Raw genomic sequence first — 24,452 nt, forward strand, 5'->3', positions numbered from 1 at the left:
GTTTTCCCGATCGTTAGTCTAAAGCCCGTAGGCTAAGGGCCTATTGTGTTGTAGTTTTGAGTCAACAAATAAGAATAGATAAATAAACTAACACAATAAAATAAAGACATTATGAGAACACTAGTAAAAACATTCGCAGCAGCAGCCTTAATCGCAGTATCAACTTTCGCTATGGCAGCTGAAGGACCAGGTTCGAAATCAGAGAAAGCAAACGTTAACCTTTCTACCGCAGATTTCGCTTTAGAGCACTATGTAGCGGTAACTACTGAGGGAGAATCAGCAGGCCTAGAGCAACTATTTGCAGAAGATTTTAATCAAAAGATCCAAGCTACTAATGTACAGTCTAATAGCCGTAGCGAAGTGGTTAAATCCCTGAAAAAACAAAAAGACGAAAAGCTAAACTGTACAGTAAGCACAGCTATCATCGAGGAATCGGCAGACTATATGGTTGCTAAAGTAACGTTGAAATTTGAAAACTTCACCAAAACAGATTTAGTTACCTTGGAGCGTGTGGGGAATGACTGGAAAGTATCCAAATCGATCAATTCGTATAAATAGTATTTAATAACTAGTTGTCTGCTCGGTAGCAGACAACTAGTGAATCATATGTTTAAGTTTAGTTTAAAGGCCAGGTCGCGAGATCTGGCTTTTTTCTTTTGCTCAAGTATAAGGCAGACTTTTTGATTAACTTTAAGTATTCATGAGTGATGATGAGTTTTCTTTATGAAGTGAGTATTGCCACAAGGATATATTAATTATGACCGAAAAGTATTATTATAAACTTTATTTACAAATTGTTTTAAAAGGAGCCGATTACGTTTTTGGCTATTTAAATGTCTCTCATATTCCTTATGAAAAATTTTATGAACTTTTTCAGGATCAAGTGACTACTGAAACCTTCTTGTTTAAAGATGTCAGTTATTTTATAGACGAAGAGCTCTACCAGAAGAATAAGGTTTTTCTGGATAAGGAAGTTTCTTTCACATTTGATTTTGATTTATTTGAATATAGTATCGGTCTTACAGGAGATCCATTTAGTCGTTATATAAAAGATTATTACGAAGAGCTGCCACCCGCAATAAAACGGAAATAAAAATGTAGCTGTATTTATAAGAAGAAGAAAATATGCTAAGATGCGAGTACATAAAGATAATGGAATAGATTGGTTGGGCATGATTCCTGAGCATTCGTAAATTCAGATATATGACTAAAATAATCATTCCTCTTATTCTAATCTTTCTATTAATTGGTTGTAAATCGATTACCGATTCGGTAGATTATTTTGGGCAAACCTACCCTGATTCTATCCCTATTGTTTTTGCCCCAGGTACCATTTCAGTAAAAGGCCGACTGGAACATGGTATTTCATTTACACCTAATGGCGGGGAATTAGCATTTGGAATACTCGATAAAGAAGATTTCAGTGGAGCGATATTTCATGCTAAAAAAATCAACAAAAAGTGGACTAAACCTGTAGCTTTTGAACCATTAAGAAATAAGTGTGTCTATTTACCCTATTTTTCACCTAATGGTACATCCTTACTTTTTAGTCAAAGTAATGCTGGAAAGGACAACGCCTCCACAGATATTTGGATACTTGAGAAAGTTAAAGGTGAGTGGGGGATTCCAAATATGATACAAGCTCCAATAAATTCGGCAAGTAGGGAAGCAAACGCCTGCATGACTTATGACGGTACAATCTATTTTTCATCCAACAGAAATTGCGAGGGAAAGGAAAATTGCCACAACGCTGATTTATTCTATTCAAAGCTCGTGGGTAATGCGCATCCAAGCGCAGATATCATACCGGAATTTGCCTCCCCAAATGATGAGGAAAGTGTATTTATTTCTCCAAAAGAGGATTACATAATTTTTTGTAGATATACAAACGATGAAAGTAAAGTTGATCTATATATCAGTTACCGCGATATACACAATAATTGGATTGTGCCGCAAATTGTTCATTCAACAATAAATTCAAAAGATTGGGACAGAAGACCATTTGTAACTATTGATAATAAGTTCCTGTTTTTTACTCGATTGCAAATTGGAGAAAGCGGAGTAACCGAATCTGATATATATTGGGTTAATACTTCAAAACTGTTTAAGCCTTTTGTCTATAATTCTCTTTCTGATACAACAGTTCAAATAGGAAAGAAATTCGAGATATCCGTCCCAAAAAATTATTTTAAAGATATAGATGATGAACGGTTGGTTTACAGTATTAACCAAGACCAATTTAATTGGCTGCATTTTGATAGAGAACAAATGAAATTATCTGGGCTGCCAACTGTCGAGGGGGATTTTGAACTCACTTTTTCAGCAAGAGACCGATATTCAAATATGGCAGACGATAAGATTAACATAACCGTAAAAAAGTAAATACTGCTATAAGACTTTTCACCTCCCCATTCCCGCCACTCACCGAGTTTTCCCGATCGTTAGTCTAAAGCCCGTAGGCTAAGGGCCTATTGTGTTGTAGTTTTGAGTCAACAAATAAGAACAACAGAACTAACACTATAAAAAAAAGACATTATGAGAACACTAGTAAAAACATTCGCAGCAGCAGCCTTAATCGCAGTATCAACTTTCGCTATGGCAGCTGAAGGACCTGGAGCAAAATCGTCAAAAGCAAACGTTAACCTTTCTACCGCAGACTTCGCTTTAGAGCACTATGTAGCGGTAACTACTGAGGGAGAATCAGCAGATGTAGAGCAGTTATTTGCAGCTGATTTTAATCAAAAGATCCAAGCTACCAATGCGCAGTCTAACAGCCATAGCGAAGTGGTTAAATCCTTGAAAAAACAAAAAGGCGAAAAGCTAAACTGTACAGTAAGCACAGCTATCATCGAGGAGTCGGCAGACTATATGGTCGCTAAAGTGACTTTGAAATTTGAGAACTTCACCAAGACTGATTTAGTTACTTTGGAGCGTGTGGGCAATGACTGGAAAGTATCCAAATCGATCAATTCGTATAAGTAGTATCCAGTAACTGGTGGCTTGCCAATAATAAAAGACAAACCACTAGTGAATCATATGTTTATTAAGGCCAGGTCGAGAGATGTGGCTTTTTTACGTCAAAAGGGCCTGATTCTCATCAGACCCTTTCTCTTAGCGTTTACATGTACAGTAATTTTTATGTTTCCTATCGTTTCCTCTTTTTTGTTTCGTCATCCAACGCTTTTAAAGACAATTGGATTTTCACTGTACGACGCCAATTTTTATGTTGAACCTTTCTTTTGAAAGGCAGCTAATAGCCGCTTTGTATAGTAAGAACAGCTGTCGATTTAAAATAGTTTTAAAAATAAATGTTTCGATTTTTTAAATTGACATTTTTGAAATAAGCTCTTACTTGTTAGACATTATTATCGAATTTCTAATCCAAATATCTCTTCGCTATTTTTTCTATTAGCAATTTGATATCATCATAGCGGGCGATGCTCAAAAGCCAATCTTCAGGTATACTTTCCAGCCCATAGTACAAACCAGCTAATCCGCCCGCAATCGCAGCCCCGGTGTCTGTATCTTCACCAAGGCTTACAATAGATAATACAGTGTCTTTATAGTTGTCTTTTTCCATAAAAACCCATAGGCTTGATTCTAGACTATCGATCACATAACCGCTGGACCTTAATTGATTATGTGTCTTAGATCGGATGTCATGCAAAATGGTGCTATTAAAATGAGTTATTTCCGACTCAGGGAAATTGATGTCCGTCCAGAACTTTGAAACTTGATTCCGCATTTCAGCATAAGCCTGCTCTTTGGCCAAACCTAGCAAAATGAGTTCGGCTAATTTAAGATAGATAAAACATGCCATTGCAGCGCGTATGTGCTTATGCGTTAGGGCGGAAATTTCCCAAATTTTCTCGAATTGTTCCGACGGGCTAAGTCCTTTGATCTCAAATAAAAGGGGTAATATTCTCATTAACGAACCATTGCCGTTGTCTTGTTCTCTCGCCCGATATTTTAGCAAATGTAGCTCTCCGATTTGCCCGGATCCGATAATATCTTTAAGCTCACCGATCGATTTAGCCGTGGTGATGCCGATATCAAAGACTTCTCCTCTTGCTGTCCACAGCTTACCTTCCTTCCAAGCTATAAATTTTTTGGAGATATCTACCAAATCATATCCACCTAACAGCGAGTCTGCAAGACACAAGGTTAAAGATGTATCATCTGACCAGGTACCCATAGGTTGATTATGGCTGCCAAATCCGATCATTTCGGTAGCTGGATTTTTTAGCATTTCTTCTTTCGACCTGAATTCAAATGGTACACCAAATGCATCACCAACCGCAATGCCAAACAATGCTCCATACATTTTATTTTTCGCTTGATTAGCAGCTGTATTAGACTGTATATTCATAAATAATTTGATCGTTGATTCATATCAATATAATAAAAAATATTCACCTCCCTATTTCCTCCATTCACCGAGTTTTCCCGATCGTTAGTCTAAAGCCCGTAGGCTAGGGGTCTATTGTGTTGTAGTTTTGAGTCAACAATTAAGAACTAAAAACTAACACAATAAAAAAAGACATTATGAAAACGCTAGTAAAAACATTCGCAGCAGCAGCCTTAATCGCCGTATCAACATTTGCTATGGCAGCTGAAGGACCTGGCGCAAAAGCAACAAAAACAAACGTTAACCTTTCTACAGCAGACTTAGCACTCGATCACTATGTTGCGGTAACCACAGAGGGTGAATCAGCAGGAGTAGAGCAATTGTTCGCCGAAGATTTAAATCAAAAAATCCAATCTTCGAATGCACAGTCTTACAACCGTAGCGAAGTTGTTAAATCCTTGAAAAAGCAAAAAGGAGAGAAGCTAAACTGTACAGTAAGCACCGACATCTTAGAAGAATCAGCTGATTATATGGTAGCGAAAGTGACTCTAAAGTTTGAAAACTTCACCAAAACAGATTTAGTTACCTTGGAGCATGTGGGGAATGACTGGAAAGTATCCAAATCGATCAATTCGTATAAATAGAATTTTACAACTGGTGGTTTGCCAGTAATAAAAGACAAACCACTAGGGAATCATATGTTTATTTAAGGCCGCGCCGTAAGTCGCGGCTTTTTTTGCGTTTGGAAATTTGGAATTAAATAACGGTTATTGTTTTTGCATAATTCCATATTTCTTGTTTTGATCGCTTTTGGCGTTTGCCCCTGCGTAGCTATCTAAAATCCGCGTGGTGGCCGCCTTTAGGGAACGTCCGAATTCTGTGGGATGATAACCCGGTCCAGTAAAAAATTCCACCTCATGATTGATTTTTGAATACCATACTCTTCCTACATCCTTTGGACCTAGGGTATCTGGTCTCGTTATTTTTACAAATCCCTCGAGTTTGTTTTTATCTAAGCCTATCACTTGATATGGCTGTGTCTTACTCTGACAATCTACCTCAATATATTTTTCTCCATTCCAGCACATGCAATCGTTTAGAGGAGGATCAAAGATGATAATTGCTAATGCAGCACAAGTAAGTACACCTGCTCCACACAATAAAAGCTTTTGTTTTTTCTTTTTTAATAGGAAAATATTACCAGGAGTTTTTATTTGATCTTTCTGTCTGTCATTTTCATATTTTTTATCCACTGCGTCAGTTGGATTTATTGGGGACTTTTCAGTGTTTATAATATTTGAATCAGCAGATGTAGAGGGACCATCTTTTGTGCCATTAGTTGTTTCTGTACAAGATTTATTGATATTATTATCTTCGCTCAACTGAGCGCTGTTTTCTCCATATACAGCGCTCGATCCCTTAGTAATCGTATTACTGTTTTTGTTATCGTTCTCCTTTATTGGAAACTGATTGTCTTTTGGTTGGTTATATCTTTCTTCAAAAGAGTCTCTGCTATTTGTAATCTCAGGAGGTTCTACTGAAGGTTGATGGAGTTCGTTGTCTTGAGCAGCAATATCTATATTGACGGTTGCTTCATTTGGAGAGAAATTTTCTTCAGACGTCGTTATTTCAGGTTCGGTTGAACTTTCTTTCCAGTCCTCACTACAGTAAGGCCGGGGTTGGAAATCTATCAAAATAGCAAGTAGTTTTACGACATTTTCCTGTGCTCTATATGTGGTGCTGCCAATTATAAAGTTTCTTAAATTCCTCAGTTTATCTAAGTCGAAAGTATTAACTATACTCTCCAAATCCTTATCTGAATTCTGAGGATTGAAAAAACGATGGAAGACAATGAGATCTTCTCTTGCTAGCCCTTTTACTAAAATTTGATAGCTCCAATCTCTCAAATCTTTGGTTGATGGTCGTTCACGGCTAACAAACACAAGTTTGTTATTCAACTTTAAAACTAAATAGGCATTCCTTACTGCCTTCTGAAATTTCTCAAACATTTGAACAAAATTAAAATAACCCCACCATCGGAAAATACGGAAAACCGTAAGCAATAAATATTACTTCCTTTTTGGAAATTTTGGAAAACGATTCGATCTAGACTGGAAATTTTTGAAACATTGGAAACATCGGAAATCTATGATAAAAAGGCTGTTAACGGCTATAACTTTGTTCTCGAAGTCAGATGATAAATCGATTAAAATATAAACTAAGATACTAATCTGATTTCACAATGAGAAGATCTCGCGGTAGTCATTAGCCGGTTTGGGAAGCAGCTTCTGCCTCCCGCGATTGACACTCTTACTTCCCAAAAAATTCAGAAGGCCTTCTGAAAACATTTGTAGCAATCCCGTGCATGGTGCACGGGGCCTACCAGGTTTTTGACTTTTAAATTTTTTGAGTTATGTGGAGTTTAATATTATATTTTTTATTTGGAATCGGCCAACCGTCTAATGCACAACAAAACACTGGAACACCAACAGTGCAAACGGCAGACACACCACCACCAAATCCTGGTGATGATGGAGATGGGGGAGATAAAGGAAACCCACCACCGAAAGGTTAATTTTTAATATTAGAAAAAGAGAGTTGATGTAAATCACTCTCTTTTTTTTTTGTTGTTGATTTAGATAAGTTTTTTGGATAAATTAGAAAAAACTTAGCCGTGCGAAAACTCATTTTATTCCTATTTTTCATCTTAGGTATATTCTCCTGTTCTGAAAAGAAACAAGGCAAGGTAAAAGGGGAGAGTCGAAATTACTACCTAAAAGCGCTGTCATTCTATAACCTAGGGGTGTATGATAGTTCGTTCGTTTACCTTGAATTGGCAAAAGAACAAGCATTTAAAGAAGATGATAATTTGACGGTTGTAAGAAGTTTAATTCTTATTGGAATCAATGAGTATGATCAAGGTGATTTTTTTGGAGCACAAGAAACATCTCTAAAATCAATCGAATTTCTAGAGAAGAGTAATTTAAAACAAGACACATTGTTGTCCTTTGCTTATAATACTATTGCTAATTCGACCGACGAATTGAAACAATATAATAAAGCTATCCCTTATTATCATCAGGCTATAAAATATTCCACTAATCCCGAAAATACACTAATTTATATAAATAATCTTGCCGTCTGCCTAAGAAATGCAAAACGTTATGCCGAATCAATTAAGCTTTCCGAAGAAATCTTGTCAAAAGTCCCGAGTGGAACAACGGACTACGCCAAGTTTTTAAATAATTTAGCCAAAACAAAATGGATTGCAGACAACAGCTATAATCCCGTACCGGACTATCATAAAGCTTTAGCGATAAGGACTAGTCAAAAAGATCGTTGGGGTCAGAATTCAAGTTATGCGAGTTTAGCTAAATATTATGACCATAAAAACTCAGATTCATCTATTTATTATCTACATAAGCAATATGAAATAGCGAATGTAATAAATAGCGCGGATGATCAGTTGAATGCATTAAGAGGCCTAATTCAAACTAGTTCCTTCAATTCTCAACGGTATCTATCAACCTATTTGGCGCTCAACGACAGCATCCAGCAGGCCCGCGCCGCTGCCAAAAACCAATTCGCCCTTATCCGCTATGAAGTCGAAAAAAACAAGGCCGATAACCTGCGGCTAGAAAAAGAAAATTCCGAAAAGCAAAACCGTCTTGTCAGACAACGAGCCATTACTGGAGCAAGTATCTTTTTACTGCTGTTGGCTGTTGGTGGGGGAACCCTCTGGTACAAACGACGCAAGCAGCGTCTTGAACTCGAAGCCGAGAACAAGGTTAAAGAAACGCAACTTCATCTTTCGAAGAAGGTACATGATGTTGTAGCAAACGATATTTATCATGTGATGACGGAAGTTGAATATCGAGATGATCTGGATCGTGAAGTGCTGCTTGATAAATTAGAAATTATTTACAACCAATCGAGGGATATCTCACATAACGTTGAGCAACGGCCTACCGTTGAAGTTCCATATAATGAGCAAATTTCTACATTACTTAAGCCCTATGGCTCGAACAGTCGTCGTATATCGATCGTTGGAATTGATGCTGAGCAATGGTCCGATGTCAGTAAGCGTATTAAAGAAGAAATAAAACATGTACTACAAGAGTTTATGGTCAATATGAAAAAGCATAGTGGGGCCGAGCGGGTCGTCGTGCGCATTGAAAAATCTGACCAACAGCTTAAAATTTTTTATAAAGATAATGGTGTTGGCCTACCAGCAGAAAGACCTCAGGGAAAAGGTATGGCGAATACGGTTTCCCGTATTGAAAGTCTAGGTGGCGGAATTATCTTTGTCAGTGAACCGGGAGAAGGGCTCAGCATTACTGTCAATATCCCATTAATATAAAGATGATTGTTGTATGTTTAAAAAAGTACTTATTGCCGAAGACCACGATACAGAAAATTTTGCAGTACAAGTAACACTGCGTGACTTGGGAGTAGTTGATCCCGAATATGTTTATTATTGTGATCATGCCCTCGCTTGGATCAAGAATGCTATCCGTGCCGGAGAACCATATGACCTACTTATTACCGATATTAATTTTAAGGATGATGGTTCTGATCAGGAGATTCAGGATGGACTTTCGCTGATTAAAGCAGTTAAATCTATTCAGCCGGATATTAAAGTTGTTGTAATGACCGTGCAAGAGATCACGACAATAGTCCATGAAATGTTCAAGGAAAAACAAATTGATGGTTATGTTTTGAAGGCACGCCGCGGAAGAGAGCATCTAAAAGAAGCCCTCCAGATGGTGTATCAAGGTAGAACATATCAATCTGCAGATAATAAGAAGGCTGTCCAAGATCTAAATGCATTTGAATTCTCCCAGCTTGACTTACAGATTGTTAATTTATTATATCAAGGTATTCCACAATATCAGATGCCTGAAATACTCAAACAGTTAGGTGCTAAAGCTTCCAGCCTGAGCACAATCGAGAAGCGCCTTAATCTGATGAAAGAATCTTATGGTTTTACCAACAATGCCCAGCTAATTGCACACTGTAGAGATGCTGAGCTGATATAACTTTTTCCATTACGGTTTTCCGTAAAGAATCTTGAGGGTATCGTGCTACTTTTGTGAAAGCAAGGTAAATAACGAGGTTGGTTTACTTGCCGAAAATACGATATCTGATGCATTCAGGATATTTAGTGCCATATTTTAACCAATAAGATGATGAGAAAGGGCTATCCACCGATAGCCCTTATTTGTTTTTATGATCATTTGTAACAGCCGACTTATGAGAGATCCAGCTAAATGCGCGATCATTTAATCAGCCTGATTTGAAAAGGTATTGATTGAGTTTAGCGCATAGTAAGCGATTCCATTATCCGGATATTTTTCCAAGATCTCTTCGTAGAGCGCCTTTGCTTTTTCGGCTTGCCCAGTCTGCGAATAACAGAATGCAATATTACAGAGCGCCATTTCCCGATAGCTCATTTTTGAAGCGCTAAACATGGTAACTGCCCGATATTTATCTAACCATTCCTTTTTTGTAAAAAAAATCGACACTCTGTTTAAAATATTCAATCGCACCTTTAAAGTCATTCTGTTTGACTGCTTTCATTCCCTTTTTGTGACTTTTTGGAATGAGCTGTTGCAATGCTGTTACTAAAATGAAAAAAAGAACTGAGGCGACTATCATGCCCTCAAGTTGGAATAAGAATAAGGAAGCTACCACCAGGACCATCCAGAAGGCAATCAGTATTAAAACAGCTGGCCAGGACACTGACCTTACAATAGGAACATTTGCACTCATAGATTAATAAATTGCTGGTTGTTATTTTCTAAAGGTATCAAAATTTCTTAAAAAAATCCTCTTTCAGTATGTCGATTACGTTAAGTTTTAAAGCGGTATTTATCGTATTGCTGCTTATCTCTAGAATATAAGGTAATTGTTTTATCTAAAGTACTTCTGTTGACAAAACTATAAGACAAAATGATGGTAAAAATAGCTTGTAACATACTGAAATGTAGTTTACTATTTTTACGTAAAATCATATTTTGAATTTCATGTTAAGATTCTGATTTAATTTTTATGAGCTACGGTTTCCCGTAAAAAAGACTGCCTTAATCAAGCTAGTTTTGTTTTAAGCGAGTTAGCAATGTTTTAATCAAATGCTTAACTGCTGGAGTTAACGATACATTTATTAGCAGATTAATATGGCTATTAACCTACAAAAAGGACAACGTATTGAAGTTGGACTTACAAAAATTACCATAGGATTGGGCTGGGATCCTAATGAAGGAACAGGGAATGATTTTGACTTAGATGCATCCGCATTTATGATTGATCAATTCAAACAGATACCAGCTGAACCTTTCTTTATTTTTTATGGAAATACAGATTCTCCAGATGGCGCACTTCATCATACAGGTGATGATCCAACCGGTGGAAATAGTGCCGATGGAGATGATGAAAGTATTCAAGTTGATTTATCAAAAGTAGATTCACGAATTACAGAAATATCCTTTGTGGTTACCATCCATGATGCGATTGCCCGCAGGCAAAATTATGGACAGGTAAGAAATTCCTACATACGAATCGTAGATGATAGCAATGGACAAGAAGTTGCGAAATACGAATTAGGAGAAGATTTTTCTCTTGAAACTGCCGTTGAGTTCGGGCGTCTTTATCGTCGCAATGATAGCTGGAAATTTGAAGCTTCTGGTATGGGCTATAAAGAAGATCTAGCCTTCTTCCTGTCAAAATATTATAAAGGACAAATTATAAAATAATATAAATTATGGCTATTAACCTAGAGAAAATCACCCTTGAAAAGAAAGGTGACTCGCATTTTATTGACTTATCAAAAAAAGGTAATCCAATTACACAGGAGATCAATATCAATTTGAATTGGTCAAAAGGAACAAAAAAGGGAATATTTGGAAGTTTATTCAGTAAGGATATCGACCTGGATCTGGGATGTTTCTATGAGTTGAATAACGGAGAGAAAACCGTTATCGATGGTCTTCAGTTTTCCGGTGGCAAGGGAGGGACCAAGGATCGTTTGACCCGGCAAGGACGTTATGTGGCTGAACCCTGGATATGGCATACTGGTGATGATAGAGGGGCTAGCTCGGGTTCTGGAGAAAATATCATTGTAAATCCGGCTGGACTAAAAGACCTGAAACGGATGGTTATCTACTGTTTCATTTACGAAGGGGCAGCACGTTGGCAAGAAACAAATGGTGTTGTCACTGTAAAGGTCCCTGGTAATGCGGAAATAGAAGTACAGATGGGAGCACAATCCAGTCACAACAAATTCTGTGCGATTGCTGAAATACTCTTTTCTCAAAATTCAATCACTGTCAGAAAGCTGGTGACTTTCCATACTTCGCATGGAGACTGTGACAAGGCTTACCGATGGGGAATGCAATGGACGGCCGGATCAAAATAGGAAATCATTATGGTTATTGATACGTCATTATTTGAACACTATTCTTTTGATCTATGGCTTACACTCATCAAATCAAATCCTCATTTCAAACAAAAGAGAAATATGTTGCTACGGGATTTCTTTTGCGTCGATAAAAAGATCGGGGATATAGGTAAAGTCGTCCGGCATTACGATATTTTGAGTAATCAGATCAGTGAGATAACAGGAAAACATATAGATCGTGAGTTTATCTACTGTTTGATTTTAAGTGAATTAGGGGTTGATCTCGATACAGATCTCAAAGAGCGTTTGACGGAATTCACGAGGGAAGTCGATATTCTTTTTTGGGAATATAAGCCTGTTCTCCTGAATGATAATCAGAAAAGCGTATTCGAAGCAATAGTTTCCAAGGGGAAGACCCTAAGTCTTTTAAGCAATACTGCATTTCTAGACGGTACCGTGTTACGTCGGGTACTCGAATATTATGAGCTATCGGATTTCTTCTCTTTTCAACTTTATTCAGATGAAATAGGGGTTTCCAAGCCAAATAATACAGCTTTTGAACTTGTTTTCCAAAAAATAAGACAACAGCGAACGATCAAGAAAAAAGATATTGTCCATATAGGTGATAATCAAAAAGCAGATTATAATGGCGCTATCAATTATGGTTTTAACGCAATATTAATCCAATAAATTATGATGTACAGATATAGCTTACATCATGTTGAACATCAGCATGTATGTCCTTTTTCAGAAATGGAATACAGTCGCTTTAAGTTTGGAGAGACGATTTATGCCGAGAAGTTTGCGAAAGAACTGTGCATGGGTTTTTTGGCAAAGCATAAGAATTTGATTCTCGAACAAGAAGAGATTATTTTACTGCCTAGCCCATATAACTCCATTCCGACAGCATCCAATTTTTTATGTTCCTATTTCAAACGGGAGTTAAATAGATTTTTGTTTCAGCATGGCAAGGCCGCATGCAAAGAAAGTAAGATCCATCGCAAACAGACTTATGTGGAGGACTATGGAAATATGGACTCTGAACAACGCTTGAAACTTATTGCCAACGATACCTATCATTTGGATCGGAATTTTATAGCAGATAGGTTCTGTATTTTTTTAGATGATATCAAAATCACTGGAAGCCACGAACTGACAGTTGAAAAAATACTAAAAGATCATAACGTGCAGGGGACTTTTTTCTTTGTCTATTATGCTGAGCTCGTCAACCAGTCTATCCATCCCAATATTGAGAATAAGTACAATTACTTTGATGTCAAATCACCGGGCGACCTTGTACGGATCATTAACAGTAGTAGTTTTCACTTCAATACACGCTTGGTTAAATATTTACTCTTGTTAAATGAAGTAGATTTTTTCCAGGTCGTCAATCAAATCCCGGTAGAAAAAAGCTGTGAATTGTTCGATCTAGCAATTAGCAATAACTACCATACTATAGTGCATTACCAACAGAATATTATAAAACTAAAACAACATAAATCATGGCAATCAATTTACAAAAAGGGCAAAGAGAAAACATCAATGCACCCAAATTTACAATCGGCCTAGGCTGGGACACCAATAGTTCTTCCACAGGAAGCGCCTTTGACTTGGACGCTTCGGTATTTATTCTTGGAGAAGACAAAAAGATCCTTTCGGATCAACATTTTATTTTTTACAACAACCTAAAATCTCCAAATGAGGCAGTAGTTCATACTGGTGACAATCTTACGGGAGATGGGGATGGAGACGACGAGCAAATCATCGTAGATCTAGCGAAGATTGAAGATACAGCGACAGAAATATGCATCGTCATTACCATTCACGATGCAATATCACGAGGTCAGAACTTTGGACAAGTACGCAATTCCTTTATGCGTATTCTCGACACTGTTTCCAATGAGGAACTATTGAAATACGAATTGGAAGAGGATTTCTCCATAGAGACTGCTGTCGAGTTTGGCCGTATTTATAAACGGAATGGTGAGTGGAAATTTGAAGCTGTGGGTATGGGCATGAAAGGTGGGTTGGAAGATTATTTAACGAAATACAATTAAGAAATGGGAATTAATCTTCAAAAAGGGCAACGTATCAACCTTCAAAAGGGTAATGGTACAGTATTGCAAAATGTTTGTGTAGGTGTGAACTGGGGAGCTATTGAAAGGAAAAATTGGCTCGGCGGAACAGAGAAAGAAGCGGTAGATCTAGACGCCAGTTGTATTCTTTTCGATGAAGCTAAAAATAATGTTGATGTTGTGTACTTCGGGAGTTTACGATCTAGAGATGGAGCCATTAGTCACAGTGGCGACGATTTGACGGGAGACATGGATGGCGATGATGGCTTGGATAATGAAATCATTACGGTTGATTTTTCTAAGCTTAATAGTCAAGTAACTCATGTCGCGTTTGTGCTCAACAGTTATCGTGGGCATGATTTCGGGACTATTCCTTTTGCCTCTATCCGGATTTATGAGGGTACACCTTCCCGGGTCAATGAAGTATTTGCGACCTACAATATTGCTAAAGGTGAGGGCTTTTCTGGGCACGTCTCCATGGTATTGGGCGTATTTTATAAACGCAATGGTGAATGGAAATTTAATGCCATTGGAGAGCCAACTAAAGACCGTAAGTTGGAAGAGACTATTAAAACCGTTCAGCAAAAATTTTTATAGCCATGAGAAGACTTCCCGTATATCTATTATTGGATACTTCTGGCTCAATGACCGGAGAACCAATTGAAGCCGTTAAAAACGGTGTACAGATGATGATGCATTCCCTACGTCAAAATCCTCAAGCGATCGAGACCGCTTTTGTCAGTATTATCACCTTTGACTCTGACGCTAGGCAGATTGTACCCTTGACCGATTTGGCTTCCTTCCAGATGGTTGATATTAAAGCCTCTGGTGTGACTTCCTTGGGAGCAGCCTTGGCCTTACTTGCTGATAAACTGGAAACAGAGGTAACCACGACCACACTGGAACAGAAAGGGGACTGGAAGCCACTGATTTTTGTTATGACCGACGGTATCCCAACGGATAATTGGCAGCAAGGGTATAGCAAACTAAAGGCTGTTAATAAAGGGTTGATTGTCGGTTGTGCAGCAGGACAGGGGGCTGATGATGCTATTTTAAGACAAATTACTAATTCTGTAGTACGTCTTGACAGTGCAGATTCAGAAAGCATCTCAAAATTCTTTCAATGGGTAACGGCTTCCATATCCACTACGTCGACCAAAGTTGAGGAATCAGGCAAAGAGGTAACTGGATTGGATCAGCTACCACCACCGCCATCGGAGTTAGTTATAGTAGCTTAGTTATGAACAGACGATTATTAGCCTACTTTCTGCTCGACACCTCAGGATCTATGCGTGGTGAGCCCATACAAGCATTGAATAATGGCTTTAATGGGCTCATTAGTATGCTCCGTACGGATCCACAGGCGATGGATTCCTTGCATATCAGTGTCATTACCTTTGATCGTGAAGTTCATAATCTAGTTCCTTTGACCGACTTGGCAAGCTTTCAGCCAGTAGAAATACATTGCCCCGAAAGCGGCCCAACTCATACAGGAGAGGCACTCGAAATGCTGCTTAAAATGATAGACAATGAACTGGTCAAGGGATCGACCGAACGAAAGGGTGACTGGAAGCCTCTGCTCTTTGTTTTCACCGATGGAAAGCCATCCGATATTCAGAAATATCGGATGTGCATTCCCAAAATCAAAGCAATGGATTTTGGAATTATTGTTGGTTGTGCAGCTGGTCCTAAAGCCGAAGTTTCTTTTTTAAAGGAGCTGACGGATGAAGTTGTCAAATTGGATACCACCGATAGTAATACATTGACAACCTTCTTTCGATGGGTGAGTTCATCAATTGAAATGGGCAGTAAATCCCAAGGTACAGGTGAAACTCTGACACTTCCACCTCCACCGAACGAATTGAATATTATCATTTAAAACTTTGAATTAATCATGAGAAGGTTACCTGTATATTTCTTGATAGATGTATCTGAATCTATGGTCGGCGAACCTATAGAGCAAGTACAAGATGGTATTGGTACCGTCATTCAGACACTCAAAACTGATCCTTTTGCACTCGAAACTGTATGGATATCCATCATTGGCTTTGCCGGTAAAAGCAAGGTCATTACACCCTTACAGGATGTGATCACTTTTTATCCGCCAAAATTGCCCATTGGTAGTGGAACCTCGCTGTCCAGTGGATTGACAGAACTGATGCGCTCCATTGATAACGAGTTAATGCCGACGACCTATGAACGAAAAGGTGATTGGAAACCCATTATATTTTTGTTTACGGACGGTGTACCGACAGATGATACAGAAGAAGCCATCAAAAAGTGGAATACAGTATACCAACGCAAAGCAAATCTAATCGCGATCTCAATAGGAGATAATACCAACTATGGATTACTGGAGCAACTGACCCCACATGTGTTGCGTTTTAATAATAGCGGTGCGCAGTCATACAAAGAGTTTTTTAAATGGGTGACAGCTTCCATCAAAGCGACAAGTGAGCAAGTGACCAATAGTAATACTGATACAATAAATTTAGCGAAAAGCACTCCTGAGGTGATTGAGAAAGTTGATACAGTTAGAATGCATCAGATCGTGGATGATAATTTTGTCGTGGTTAATGCAAAATGTTCAAATACCGATAAGTCATATCTGATCAAATTTAGGCGTGATATGGAAGATTCAGGTATCATGGACTTATCTACCCGAGTTTATCGTGTACAAGGAGCTTATAAAATAGATGAAAACGCCTATCGTGATTATTCTGGACTTGACAATTCTAACTTGAAGGTATCAACCGACGAGCTGTATGGTAATCCCAATTGTCCTTGTTGCGGTAACCAATTTGGTCTCGCCAGCTGCTCCTGTGGTGGAATACATTGTATCAAAGGTGATGGCGAAAATACATGCCCTTGGTGTGGCAATATTGGCTTTTATGGTGCCTCAGGTGGCGGATTTGATATTAATAGAACTTTAGGTTAATCGTGGAAACAATTTTAAAACAACTGCTGGACGAATTTAACGTAGAGCAGAACAAGGTCGTTGATAATACTCTGGCCAAACTGATGCACAATGCGAAGATCAATGCATTAGCAAGGGATATTAATTCATTAAAACAGCAGATAATAGCGATATTTCAAATGTATAGAGAGAAGGAAGAATTTAAAGAAGCGCAACTGGTCATTACTAATGCTAATGCGAAAAAACACTATGCGTATAGTTTTGACCTAGCTCAATTTCCCAATATTCGCATCCAACAGATCAAAAATCTGGATAAAGTTGGTTTAACCTTTGATCCGGAGACTTCAAGTATCTGTGGAGTGCCAAACATGGCACTTACGATGGATTTGCACTTGGTTTTTATTAATACTCTAGAAGAAAATCCAACGGAAGACATTAAGATCATCCCATTTATTGTCAATGCTGATCCTAAGGACCTTTGGCTGAATAAACCTAGCAATCAAAATGATCTATACGCCAAGGCGGACAGTGATAAATATGCTGGAGCCTTTCTCGACAAGCGGATAGTTGTTGCCTCACAAAGAGGACGCTCGCATGCACACGAAGGTTCTTTTCGCGATGATCATTTTTATGTGTCTGCACTGCCTGAAGCTTGGGCCGTCGTGGCCGTTGCGGACGGAGCTGGTTCGGCTAAATTTTCCCGGCAAGGATCTAAAATAGCTACAGAATATCTTGTTAAAACTTTCGATAACGAGGTTCTTCTACACGAATTAAACGATTTATGCTTGGCTTACTATACTACCGCACCCGCTGAAGCAGTTCCGCCTGCACCAAAAGATGATCAACCTGTTTCCGCGGCCACAACAAATATTGTCAATGATCCGATTGAAGAGGTTGTTAAAGCCGAAATGACTACAGAGGAGTGTTTGCTCAAGGTCAAATCTTCGATCATCAATATCCTTTACAAATCTGTTCGCGATGTACATGCAAAGCTAGTGGAGTTTGCCAAACAGGAAGATATTCTATTGAAAGATCTCAACACCACATTGATTTTTGCGCTTGTCAAAAAATTTGATTTTGGCTACGTGGTCCTGACATTTGGTGTCGGTGATTGCCCGATCAATGTTGTTATTGGCGATCTACAGGAAGTGCATTTACTCAATCTGCTCGATATCGGTGAGTTTGGTGGGGGAACCCGTTTTATTACCATGCCAGAGATTTTCAGTCACAGTGATATGCCATTACGATTTGCGATCAATAGATTTGATGATTTTTCAAAATTGATGTTGATGACAGATGGGATCTATGATGCCAAATTTATTACAGAAAACAAACTGGAAGATAAAGAAAGATGGAATACCTTTCTACAAGATCTAGGTGGGCAAAATGAAGACGGTGCAAAGGTAGATTTTCTGACAGATGAACATATTAAGGATCAGTTATTGACCTGGCTTGACTTCTGGAGTAAAGGTAACCACGACGATAGAACACTAGCCATAATCTATTAACAGATGAAGACGATAACTATAAAATCCATTATTGATCCGTCTCGGACTTACAAGTATATAGATGACGGCAGTCCCAAACAAGGTGGTGTTAAGGATGTCTATTTCGCACCCAATAGAAAGTACGTGGTTGCTTTTTTTCGAAACACCCTTGACTTCAATCAGCGGGATCGGATAAAGCGTATTGTCACTTTATATTTAGACAATATTAAGAATGGTAGTGCAGGTGATTATTTCTTGCAGGAAATCTACCGCTGGCCTTATGATGCGGTAGAACAGGATGGCAAGACAGGCGTCATTGTACCTATCTATGATACCAAATTTTTCTTTGCAAAGGGTTATGGTGCCAATTCGATGATAAAAGGAGGGGAGAAAGTTGGAAAGTGGTTTACTGCACCATCCTTTCGTCATCAACAATATCCGCTCGCCTTGGATAAGTCCGAATTAGGCGATTGGCTAAGTTATTTTCAAATTGCTATTAATATTTGTCGGGGCGTCAAGAAAATGCATCAAATGGGGCTTGCCCATTCAGATCTATCCTATAATAATGTGCTTATTGATCCTGTTAGTAAGTCTGCCAATATCATTGATTTGGATGGTTTGGTTGTCCCCGGATTGTACCCTCCTGAGGTGATTGGTACAGCCGATTTTATTGCCCCAGAGGTATTAAAGACCAAACACCTTAAACTTAATGATCCCGATCGGGTACTGCCTAATCAGAAGACAGATCTCCATGCCCTGGCAGTGCTGATTTATATGTATCTGTTGCGACGGCACCCACTGCGGGGTGGTAAGATTTGGGATCTTGATGCCGAAAAAGATGAACTAATGGCGATGGGAGAAAAAGCACTGTTTGTTGAGCATCCTACTGATCGAATGAATGCTGTTAAGACCGATCAGCTGAGAAAATGGGAATCCTTCTGGGGAAATCCTAATAAGCTTTCCTACACCAAAACGGGACCTTATCTGGCCGATCTGTTTAAACGGGCTTTTATCGATGGCCTGCACAACCCTATGTTGCGTCCCATTGCCAACGAGTGGGAGACTGCATTATTGAAAACAGTAGACCTTATTCAGCCGTGCAATAATCCACATTGTGATGAGAAGTGGTACGTATTTGACAATTCTACCAAACCTATCTGTCCATTCTGTGGTACAGCGCACAAAGGAAGCCTTCCCGTCATCGATCTCTATTTTAAATTTAAAGATACTGTATGGAAACCCGAAGGACATCGGCTAATGGTCTATCACAATCAATATCTTTTCAAATGGCATGTATCCCGTAAAGTGATACGGAATGAAAGCCTTACCGCTGAGGATAAGAAACCAGTTGGGTATTTCACCTATTACCAAAATAAATGGATGCTAGTCAACCAAAACCTGCAGGGGATGAAGGATCTGACTGAGCAAAAAGATGTACCAATTAATTCAATGGTTGAATTGACTGACGGCAAAAAGATTCTACTGTCCAATGAGGAGGGTGGAAGGTTATTATTTATCACGCTAACTAATCAATAATTTATAAAAATGGAACAAAGTATTTTACAATTACATCCTGGTCTAATTTGGGGATTTGGGTTGACAGTCATTATCATGCTGTTACTGGATTTGGGTGTTTTCAACAAAAAGAGCCATATTGTTTCTTCCAAAGAAGCGACTATATGGACAGTGGTTTGGATTTCGTTGGCAATGATTTTCTCCGGTGTTGTCTATTATGTATTTAATCAGGATGCTGGAGGGCATGCCACTGCAATAGAAAAGTTTACCCAGTTTCAGGCAGCTTACTGGATTGAAAAGGCTTTGTCAGTAGATAATTTATTTGTGTTTATCTTGGTGTTTTCTTACTTCAAAGTGCCACGGGAATTACATCACAAAGTACTGTTCTGGGGGATTTTGGGTGCGTTACTCTTTCGGGCGATCTTCATCTTTGCAGGCGTAGGCCTAATTAATTTGACATATCTTAATCCGATACTGGATTTCTTTGGTGTGACCGCTCTACCTTGGAATATCAATCTTGTGTTGACAGCCTTTGGTTTGTTTCTAATTTTTGCAGGGATCAAATCTTGGGGAAGTGGAGATGACGATGAAGATGAGGATTTTAGCGAAACAGCAGGTGCGCGATTGGTGAAGAAATTCTGGAAGGTATCTGATAATTATGATCAAGGAAAGTTTTTTACTGTTCAGAACGGGACGAAACTTGCAACCCCGCTTTTGGTTGTTGTTGCCGTAATTGAATTTACAGACGTGTTATTTGCGGTCGACTCTATCCCTGCTATTTTTGCTATTTCGAAGGATCCTTTTATTCTTTACACATCCAACATCTTTGCCATACTTGGACTTCGGTCACTCTATTTTCTACTGTCCAATTTTATCCATATGTTCAGCAAACTTCCTTACGGGCTCTCGGTAATCTTAACGTTCATTGGTGTCAAAATGATCATCTCGCCTTGGTATCATATCCCTTCACCAGTTTCTTTGGGCATTGTAGGGGGAATTCTTATTTTATCTGTTTTGGTATCCATACTATTTCCTGAAAAGGAAGCAGATGAAAAGATCTCGGCATAATGAAAAAGCTAGCCAGAGTCAGAAAAAGATGGCAAATACTGGTTGCCATCTTTTTCATATTACCTTTATTTATTAATTGCGGAAGTGAACAGCCGACTGAGGTCACTCAACAACATTTTATTAGTGCCTCTAGGGAAGGGAAGTCTACTGCTCCACTTCAGGAGGAAATGATCAACCGGTGGCAACAAAAAGAAGTTTATGTTACGAAGGTCATTGATGGAGACACTTTCTGGGTTAATAATGGTAGTGAAAAATTTAAGGTCAGATTTATAGGAATTGATGCACCAGAGACGCGCAATTCCCGAGGAAAATTAAAGGGACCATATGCAAAGGAAGCAAAAGAATATGTACGACAGCTAACCGAAAATAAGTGGGTTAAGCTTGAATTTGATGTTCAGAAAAAGGACAGATATCATCGGTTGCTGGCCTACATCTATTTGCAGGATGGTACTTTTCTGAACGCTGATTTAGTGAAAGGCGGATTTGCAGTTGTAGATACCTATCCTCCCAATGTAAAACATACAGCCCTTTTTGTGAAGCTTCAGCATGAGGCTAGAGAAAGTAAGAAGGGTGTATGGGCTTATTAAAATAAAATGTGTCACTACGGGAAACCGTAAAATAAGATGCGCTGATCCGATTATTTTTGATGTATTATGAAATTGATAAGCCTATTATTTATCATCCTCTTGCGGTTTGATGGTACCACAGCTTCGCTAGTGAAAGAAAGTTCAGATAAGAATACAGTATACGTTTGTGGTAGTGGCAAAGGGAAGCGATATCACCTCAATGAAAACTGTAGAGGATTAAAGTCATGCGGTGCCAAAACCATCAAGACAACACGGGAGCAAGCACAAAAAGAAGGTAAAACCCTTTGCGGTTGGGAAGATTAAAGAAACCACTTATTGCTAACAAAACTATTTTATTATGGATTTTAAAGATGAGATTCGTCAATTTGCCAAGCGCGTTGACCGACTTTTACCACAGATCAAAACAGAGGAAGCCACAAAGACATCCCTAGTGATGCCGTTTTTGAAGATATTGGGATACGATGTGTTTGATCCGTTTGAGGTACAACCAGAGTTTATTGCCGATATCGGTATCAAGAAAGGGGAGAAGGTTGACTATGCGATATTACGTGAAGACAAACCTGTTATCTTAATTGAATGCAAACATTATGCGGACGGGCTTGATCCGCATAATTCGCAATTGTTCCGTTATTTCCATACCACAGAAGCCAAATTTGGTTTGCTGACGAACGGCGTAGAATACCGCTTTTACACCGATCTGGTTACTCCGAATAAGATGGACGAAAAGCCATTTTTTGAGTTCAAGATTATGGATATCAAAGACAATGAAGTATCCGAATTACGCAAATTCCACAAAACAGAATTTGATCTCGAAAGCATTTCCAGCGTTGCGAGCGAATTAAAGTACTTTAACGAGTTGACTATTTTAGCAATGGGCGAGATGCAAAACCCAAGCGACGATTTCGTTCGTTTTTTTGCGAAGCAAGCCTATCCAAGTGTTGTTACAGCAAAGGTTTTGGAACAGTTTACGCCATTGGTAAAACGGGTGTTTACACAGATTGTGAACGACCAGATCGCCGAAAGACTAAAAAGCGCACTCAAAAAAGAAACTGAAGCCGAAGAAAAGAACGCTGCAATTGCACCGACAGAACCCGATGCCTTGATTGTCACCACGGAGGAAGAGATTGAGGGATACCTGATCATTAAATCTATTTTGCGTAAAGAGATCGAGGTAGGTCGCATATTTATGCGTGATAATCAGTCCTACTGCGGCATCTTACTAGATGATAACAATCGCAAACCGATCTGTCGATTCTATTTTACGCCCAATCGCCTGCGTATCGGGTTGTTTGACAAAGACAAAAAGGAGGCTAAATATGATCTAGATTCATTGGATGATATCTACAAATATTCAGAGCAGATCGTGGAAACCGTCATTAACTATTAATCAGCTGTGTTATGAAAAAGTATCTATTGTTATTTCTTATTTCATTTTTATCTATGGCCTGTAAAAAAGCTGAATCGGAATACGATACATATGGTTATGAAACAGAATGTGATGAATGTGACATTAACTATGTTGATGACCTAGGGACTACGGTGTATTTGAATGGTCATAAAGGAACATGGAAGAAAGATTTTCCGCGCTCGGTATTCACAGAGATGAAAGTGACCGTCACTGGGCGACAATCGAATTCGAATACTGTGTCTGCTCATATTATAAAAGACGGTAAGCGGCTGGTTTCGAAGTCAGGCAATTCCAGTGTTACTGTTAGACATATCGTAAAAAGTTCGGGATCAACTAAACCTGTTTCGGGCATCTGTGGTGCTCCAACTCAAAAAGGAGGACCGTGTCAGCGCAAAGTGTCAGGTGGGGGAAGGTGCTGGCAGCATAAATAAAGATTCAGGACTGAATAAAGGTTGTTCGATAAAGCCTTATTGAACAACCTTTAAAAAGCCAATTACCTACATTCGGAGAGGTTTAACAGATTATTTTTTACAGTGTATATGACTTTCTCAGTTATCTTCGGCTTTTTGTATTTATTTAGTTCGCAAAAATACAGATAGGTATGCTTTTTAAGTTCCATCCCTAAACTATTTACAACAACCTCTCCGCGATCTCCGCCTCGCCAACCACTACACCGCCTTTCAGGTACATCATCCGCTTACCACTTTTATAATCTGTGATTATGTCAAAGTGACCATTACAGGTTCTCATGCGTGAAAGCAATGCTTTACTACCTGCCCTAAAGCCTTCATGTTTAGTTACGTCAAATACATATTTAGAGCAGCTATGCCTAAATATACACTTACGTCTTCTTTCCGGTGGGATGATCAACCAATACAACCGGATCGCGGTCAATAGGAGAGGCTTCATGGCCTTGAAAATACCACCATCTGTCTTGCCGTCGTATATCCAGGTTTATTATTAAAGCAACCATTTTCGGCATGTACATAAGTTGTGACGCTTTCTAGTCTTACATAGTTCCATCCTCCTGATGCACCCTGGTTAATCAGGTTTTCTAATTGTTCTGCTACTTGATCCGATGTGCCTGTCCTTGGGTCTATCGATGCTACAAAAGGTACTACTTTGTATTCCATAATATCAGTATTTGATTGGGTTAATGATTTAATTAAAACTATATAGTAAAACATTGAAAATCAATGTATTTTTAGTTTTATTACAATCCATTTTACAATATTGTCAATTTTAAGAATAAAAAATTACAGATTATTACGGCTTCCCGTAAAAGTTATGCCTATGCGCCAAGGTGGCTAGCTACTGTATTAAAGAACATGTCAAGATGAGGAATGCTTTTGCATTTTATCTGACCTCTGGAGACTGGCTTTTACGAACCAAGATCAGTATTTTTAATACACTGAGTTTTGCCAATGAGAAGTTTTACGATCCTATCAAAGGCACTTTGCAGTTTGATGTGTCCGATCTGGTGCTGATTAAGCCCAGCGGGCGAAATCAGGTCCGCTTGCAAAGGCTGAAAAACAAATTGGATAAGCAAGAGATCGATGGCATCAAAAGATCGATTTTGGCCATTGGCGATGCTCCGGTTGTCTTAGGTGACTGGCAACAATCGGTGTGTTTTTTGTAGAGCGGAGGATCT

General features: G+C 38.8%; 31 protein-coding genes. 25 read left to right on the plus strand and 6 right to left on the minus strand.

Going from position 1 to position 24,452, the window contains the following annotated elements:
- Window positions 1-111: 111 nt before the first annotated feature.
- The 4 genes from BV902_RS07900 (at window position 112) to BV902_RS07915 (ending at window position 2,982) form a co-directional block, all read left to right on the plus strand.
- Window positions 112-558, plus strand: coding sequence for a nuclear transport factor 2 family protein (locus BV902_RS07900; protein WP_075991469.1), 447 nt, complete (start codon window positions 112-114; stop codon window positions 556-558).
- A gap of 199 nt (window positions 559-757) precedes the next feature.
- A complete protein-coding gene (locus BV902_RS07905) occupies window positions 758-1,093 on the plus strand; it encodes a hypothetical protein (protein WP_075991470.1) in 336 nt (111 codons plus the stop codon).
- A gap of 110 nt (window positions 1,094-1,203) precedes the next feature.
- Window positions 1,204-2,382 carry a putative Ig domain-containing protein gene (locus tag BV902_RS07910; RefSeq protein WP_075991471.1) on the plus strand — a complete coding sequence of 393 codons (1,179 nt, stop codon included), beginning with the start codon at window positions 1,204-1,206 and terminating at the stop codon, window positions 2,380-2,382.
- Window positions 2,383-2,535: 153 nt separating this feature from the next.
- A complete protein-coding gene (locus tag BV902_RS07915) occupies window positions 2,536-2,982 on the plus strand; it encodes a nuclear transport factor 2 family protein (protein WP_157625942.1) in 447 nt (148 codons plus the stop codon).
- A 394-nt stretch (window positions 2,983-3,376) separates the two neighbouring features.
- Here the strand turns inward: BV902_RS07915 and BV902_RS07920 are convergent, their stop codons facing one another.
- Window positions 3,377-4,369 (minus strand): ADP-ribosylglycohydrolase family protein, encoded by a 993-nt coding sequence (locus BV902_RS07920; RefSeq protein WP_075991473.1) that lies wholly within the window; start codon window positions 4,367-4,369, stop codon window positions 3,377-3,379.
- Between the two features lie 176 nt (window positions 4,370-4,545).
- On the opposite strand from BV902_RS07920, the gene BV902_RS07925 reads away from it, so the two are divergent.
- On the plus strand, window positions 4,546-4,992 hold the full coding sequence (locus BV902_RS07925; RefSeq protein WP_075991474.1) for a nuclear transport factor 2 family protein: 447 nt from the start codon (window positions 4,546-4,548) through the stop codon (window positions 4,990-4,992).
- 123 nt (window positions 4,993-5,115) lie between these two features.
- Here the strand turns inward: BV902_RS07925 and BV902_RS07930 are convergent, their stop codons facing one another.
- Window positions 5,116-6,357: a hypothetical protein gene (locus BV902_RS07930; RefSeq protein ID WP_075991475.1), complete on the minus strand. Its 1,242-nt coding sequence runs from the start codon at window positions 6,355-6,357 to the stop codon at window positions 5,116-5,118.
- A 404-nt stretch (window positions 6,358-6,761) separates the two neighbouring features.
- On the opposite strand from BV902_RS07930, the gene BV902_RS27270 reads away from it, so the two are divergent.
- The 3 genes from BV902_RS27270 to BV902_RS07940 all read left to right on the plus strand — a co-directional run bounded on the left by BV902_RS27270 (window position 6,762) and on the right by BV902_RS07940 (window position 9,387).
- Entirely contained in the window at window positions 6,762-6,923 is a 162-nt protein-coding gene (locus BV902_RS27270) for a hypothetical protein (RefSeq protein ID WP_157625944.1), read from the plus strand.
- A 99-nt stretch (window positions 6,924-7,022) separates the two neighbouring features.
- Window positions 7,023-8,708, plus strand: coding sequence for a tetratricopeptide repeat-containing sensor histidine kinase (locus BV902_RS07935; protein ID WP_075991476.1), 1,686 nt, complete (start codon window positions 7,023-7,025; stop codon window positions 8,706-8,708).
- A 13-nt stretch (window positions 8,709-8,721) separates the two neighbouring features.
- A complete protein-coding gene (locus BV902_RS07940) occupies window positions 8,722-9,387 on the plus strand; it encodes a response regulator (RefSeq protein ID WP_075991477.1) in 666 nt (221 codons plus the stop codon).
- 243 nt (window positions 9,388-9,630) lie between these two features.
- Here the strand turns inward: BV902_RS07940 and BV902_RS07945 are convergent, their stop codons facing one another.
- Together BV902_RS07945 and BV902_RS27525 are read right to left on the minus strand one after the other, a co-directional pair.
- Window positions 9,631-9,819: a tetratricopeptide repeat protein gene (locus BV902_RS07945; protein WP_172840655.1), complete on the minus strand. Its 189-nt coding sequence runs from the start codon at window positions 9,817-9,819 to the stop codon at window positions 9,631-9,633.
- A 16-nt stretch (window positions 9,820-9,835) separates the two neighbouring features.
- The gene (locus BV902_RS27525) at window positions 9,836-10,120 is read right to left on the minus strand and encodes a hypothetical protein (RefSeq protein ID WP_075991479.1); all 285 of its coding nucleotides are present in this window, start codon (window positions 10,118-10,120) and stop codon (window positions 9,836-9,838) included.
- Window positions 10,121-10,524: 404 nt separating this feature from the next.
- On the opposite strand from BV902_RS27525, the gene BV902_RS07955 reads away from it, so the two are divergent.
- The 16 genes from BV902_RS07955 (at window position 10,525) to BV902_RS08030 (ending at window position 23,232) form a co-directional block, all read left to right on the plus strand.
- Window positions 10,525-11,100, plus strand: coding sequence for a TerD family protein (locus BV902_RS07955; protein WP_046674360.1), 576 nt, complete (start codon window positions 10,525-10,527; stop codon window positions 11,098-11,100).
- An 8-nt stretch (window positions 11,101-11,108) separates the two neighbouring features.
- Window positions 11,109-11,762 carry a stress protein gene (locus BV902_RS07960; protein WP_075991480.1) on the plus strand — a complete coding sequence of 218 codons (654 nt, stop codon included), beginning with the start codon at window positions 11,109-11,111 and terminating at the stop codon, window positions 11,760-11,762.
- 9 nt (window positions 11,763-11,771) lie between these two features.
- Complete coding sequence (locus BV902_RS07965; RefSeq protein WP_075991481.1) at window positions 11,772-12,434, plus strand: HAD family hydrolase; 663 nt, start codon at window positions 11,772-11,774, stop codon at window positions 12,432-12,434.
- 3 nt (window positions 12,435-12,437) lie between these two features.
- On the plus strand, window positions 12,438-13,313 hold the full coding sequence (locus tag BV902_RS07970) for a phosphoribosyltransferase family protein (RefSeq protein ID WP_075991482.1): 876 nt from the start codon (window positions 12,438-12,440) through the stop codon (window positions 13,311-13,313).
- The gene (locus BV902_RS07975; protein ID WP_075991483.1) at window positions 13,247-13,801 is read left to right on the plus strand and encodes a TerD family protein; all 555 of its coding nucleotides are present in this window, start codon (window positions 13,247-13,249) and stop codon (window positions 13,799-13,801) included. Before BV902_RS07970 ends, BV902_RS07975 begins: the two co-directional genes overlap by 67 nt.
- 3 nt (window positions 13,802-13,804) lie before the next feature.
- On the plus strand, window positions 13,805-14,416 hold the full coding sequence (locus BV902_RS07980) for a TerD family protein (protein WP_075991484.1): 612 nt from the start codon (window positions 13,805-13,807) through the stop codon (window positions 14,414-14,416).
- 2 nt (window positions 14,417-14,418) lie between these two features.
- Complete coding sequence (locus tag BV902_RS07985) at window positions 14,419-15,057, plus strand: vWA domain-containing protein (RefSeq protein ID WP_075991485.1); 639 nt, start codon at window positions 14,419-14,421, stop codon at window positions 15,055-15,057.
- Between the two features lie 2 nt (window positions 15,058-15,059).
- Window positions 15,060-15,698, plus strand: coding sequence for a vWA domain-containing protein (locus BV902_RS07990; RefSeq protein WP_075991486.1), 639 nt, complete (start codon window positions 15,060-15,062; stop codon window positions 15,696-15,698).
- A gap of 15 nt (window positions 15,699-15,713) precedes the next feature.
- Window positions 15,714-16,757, plus strand: coding sequence for a TerY-C metal binding domain-containing protein (locus tag BV902_RS07995; protein ID WP_075991487.1), 1,044 nt, complete (start codon window positions 15,714-15,716; stop codon window positions 16,755-16,757).
- Between the two features lie 2 nt (window positions 16,758-16,759).
- On the plus strand, window positions 16,760-18,244 hold the full coding sequence (locus tag BV902_RS08000) for a PP2C family serine/threonine-protein phosphatase (RefSeq protein WP_075991488.1): 1,485 nt from the start codon (window positions 16,760-16,762) through the stop codon (window positions 18,242-18,244).
- A 3-nt stretch (window positions 18,245-18,247) separates the two neighbouring features.
- Entirely contained in the window at window positions 18,248-19,759 is a 1,512-nt protein-coding gene (locus BV902_RS08005; RefSeq protein ID WP_075991489.1) for a helix-hairpin-helix domain-containing protein, read from the plus strand.
- Between the two features lie 9 nt (window positions 19,760-19,768).
- Window positions 19,769-20,806: a TerC/Alx family metal homeostasis membrane protein gene (locus BV902_RS08010; protein WP_075991490.1), complete on the plus strand. Its 1,038-nt coding sequence runs from the start codon at window positions 19,769-19,771 to the stop codon at window positions 20,804-20,806.
- The gene (locus BV902_RS08015) at window positions 20,806-21,393 is read left to right on the plus strand and encodes a thermonuclease family protein (protein WP_216640447.1); all 588 of its coding nucleotides are present in this window, start codon (window positions 20,806-20,808) and stop codon (window positions 21,391-21,393) included. The genes BV902_RS08010 and BV902_RS08015 overlap by 1 nt, the downstream gene beginning before the upstream one ends.
- A gap of 66 nt (window positions 21,394-21,459) precedes the next feature.
- Entirely contained in the window at window positions 21,460-21,696 is a 237-nt protein-coding gene (locus tag BV902_RS08020; RefSeq protein ID WP_075991491.1) for a hypothetical protein, read from the plus strand.
- Between the two features lie 34 nt (window positions 21,697-21,730).
- Window positions 21,731-22,780 carry a type I restriction endonuclease gene (locus tag BV902_RS08025; RefSeq protein ID WP_075991492.1) on the plus strand — a complete coding sequence of 350 codons (1,050 nt, stop codon included), beginning with the start codon at window positions 21,731-21,733 and terminating at the stop codon, window positions 22,778-22,780.
- A gap of 11 nt (window positions 22,781-22,791) precedes the next feature.
- A complete protein-coding gene (locus BV902_RS08030) occupies window positions 22,792-23,232 on the plus strand; it encodes a hypothetical protein (protein WP_157625950.1) in 441 nt (146 codons plus the stop codon).
- Window positions 23,233-23,431: 199 nt separating this feature from the next.
- Here the strand turns inward: BV902_RS08030 and yidD are convergent, their stop codons facing one another.
- Both yidD and BV902_RS08040 read right to left on the minus strand, forming a co-directional pair.
- Window positions 23,432-23,710, minus strand: coding sequence for a membrane protein insertion efficiency factor YidD (yidD, locus tag BV902_RS08035; protein ID WP_075991494.1), 279 nt, complete (start codon window positions 23,708-23,710; stop codon window positions 23,432-23,434).
- Complete coding sequence (locus tag BV902_RS08040; protein ID WP_070570510.1) at window positions 23,707-23,934, minus strand: hypothetical protein; 228 nt, start codon at window positions 23,932-23,934, stop codon at window positions 23,707-23,709. Before BV902_RS08040 ends, yidD begins: the two co-directional genes overlap by 4 nt.
- A gap of 203 nt (window positions 23,935-24,137) precedes the next feature.
- On the opposite strand from BV902_RS08040, the gene BV902_RS08045 reads away from it, so the two are divergent.
- A complete protein-coding gene (locus tag BV902_RS08045; protein WP_075991495.1) occupies window positions 24,138-24,440 on the plus strand; it encodes a hypothetical protein in 303 nt (100 codons plus the stop codon).
- Window positions 24,441-24,452: the final 12 nt, after the last annotated feature.

This window comes from Sphingobacterium sp. B29, assembly GCF_001952815.1.
Taxonomy (GTDB): Bacteria; Bacteroidota; Bacteroidia; order Sphingobacteriales; family Sphingobacteriaceae; genus Sphingobacterium; species Sphingobacterium siyangense.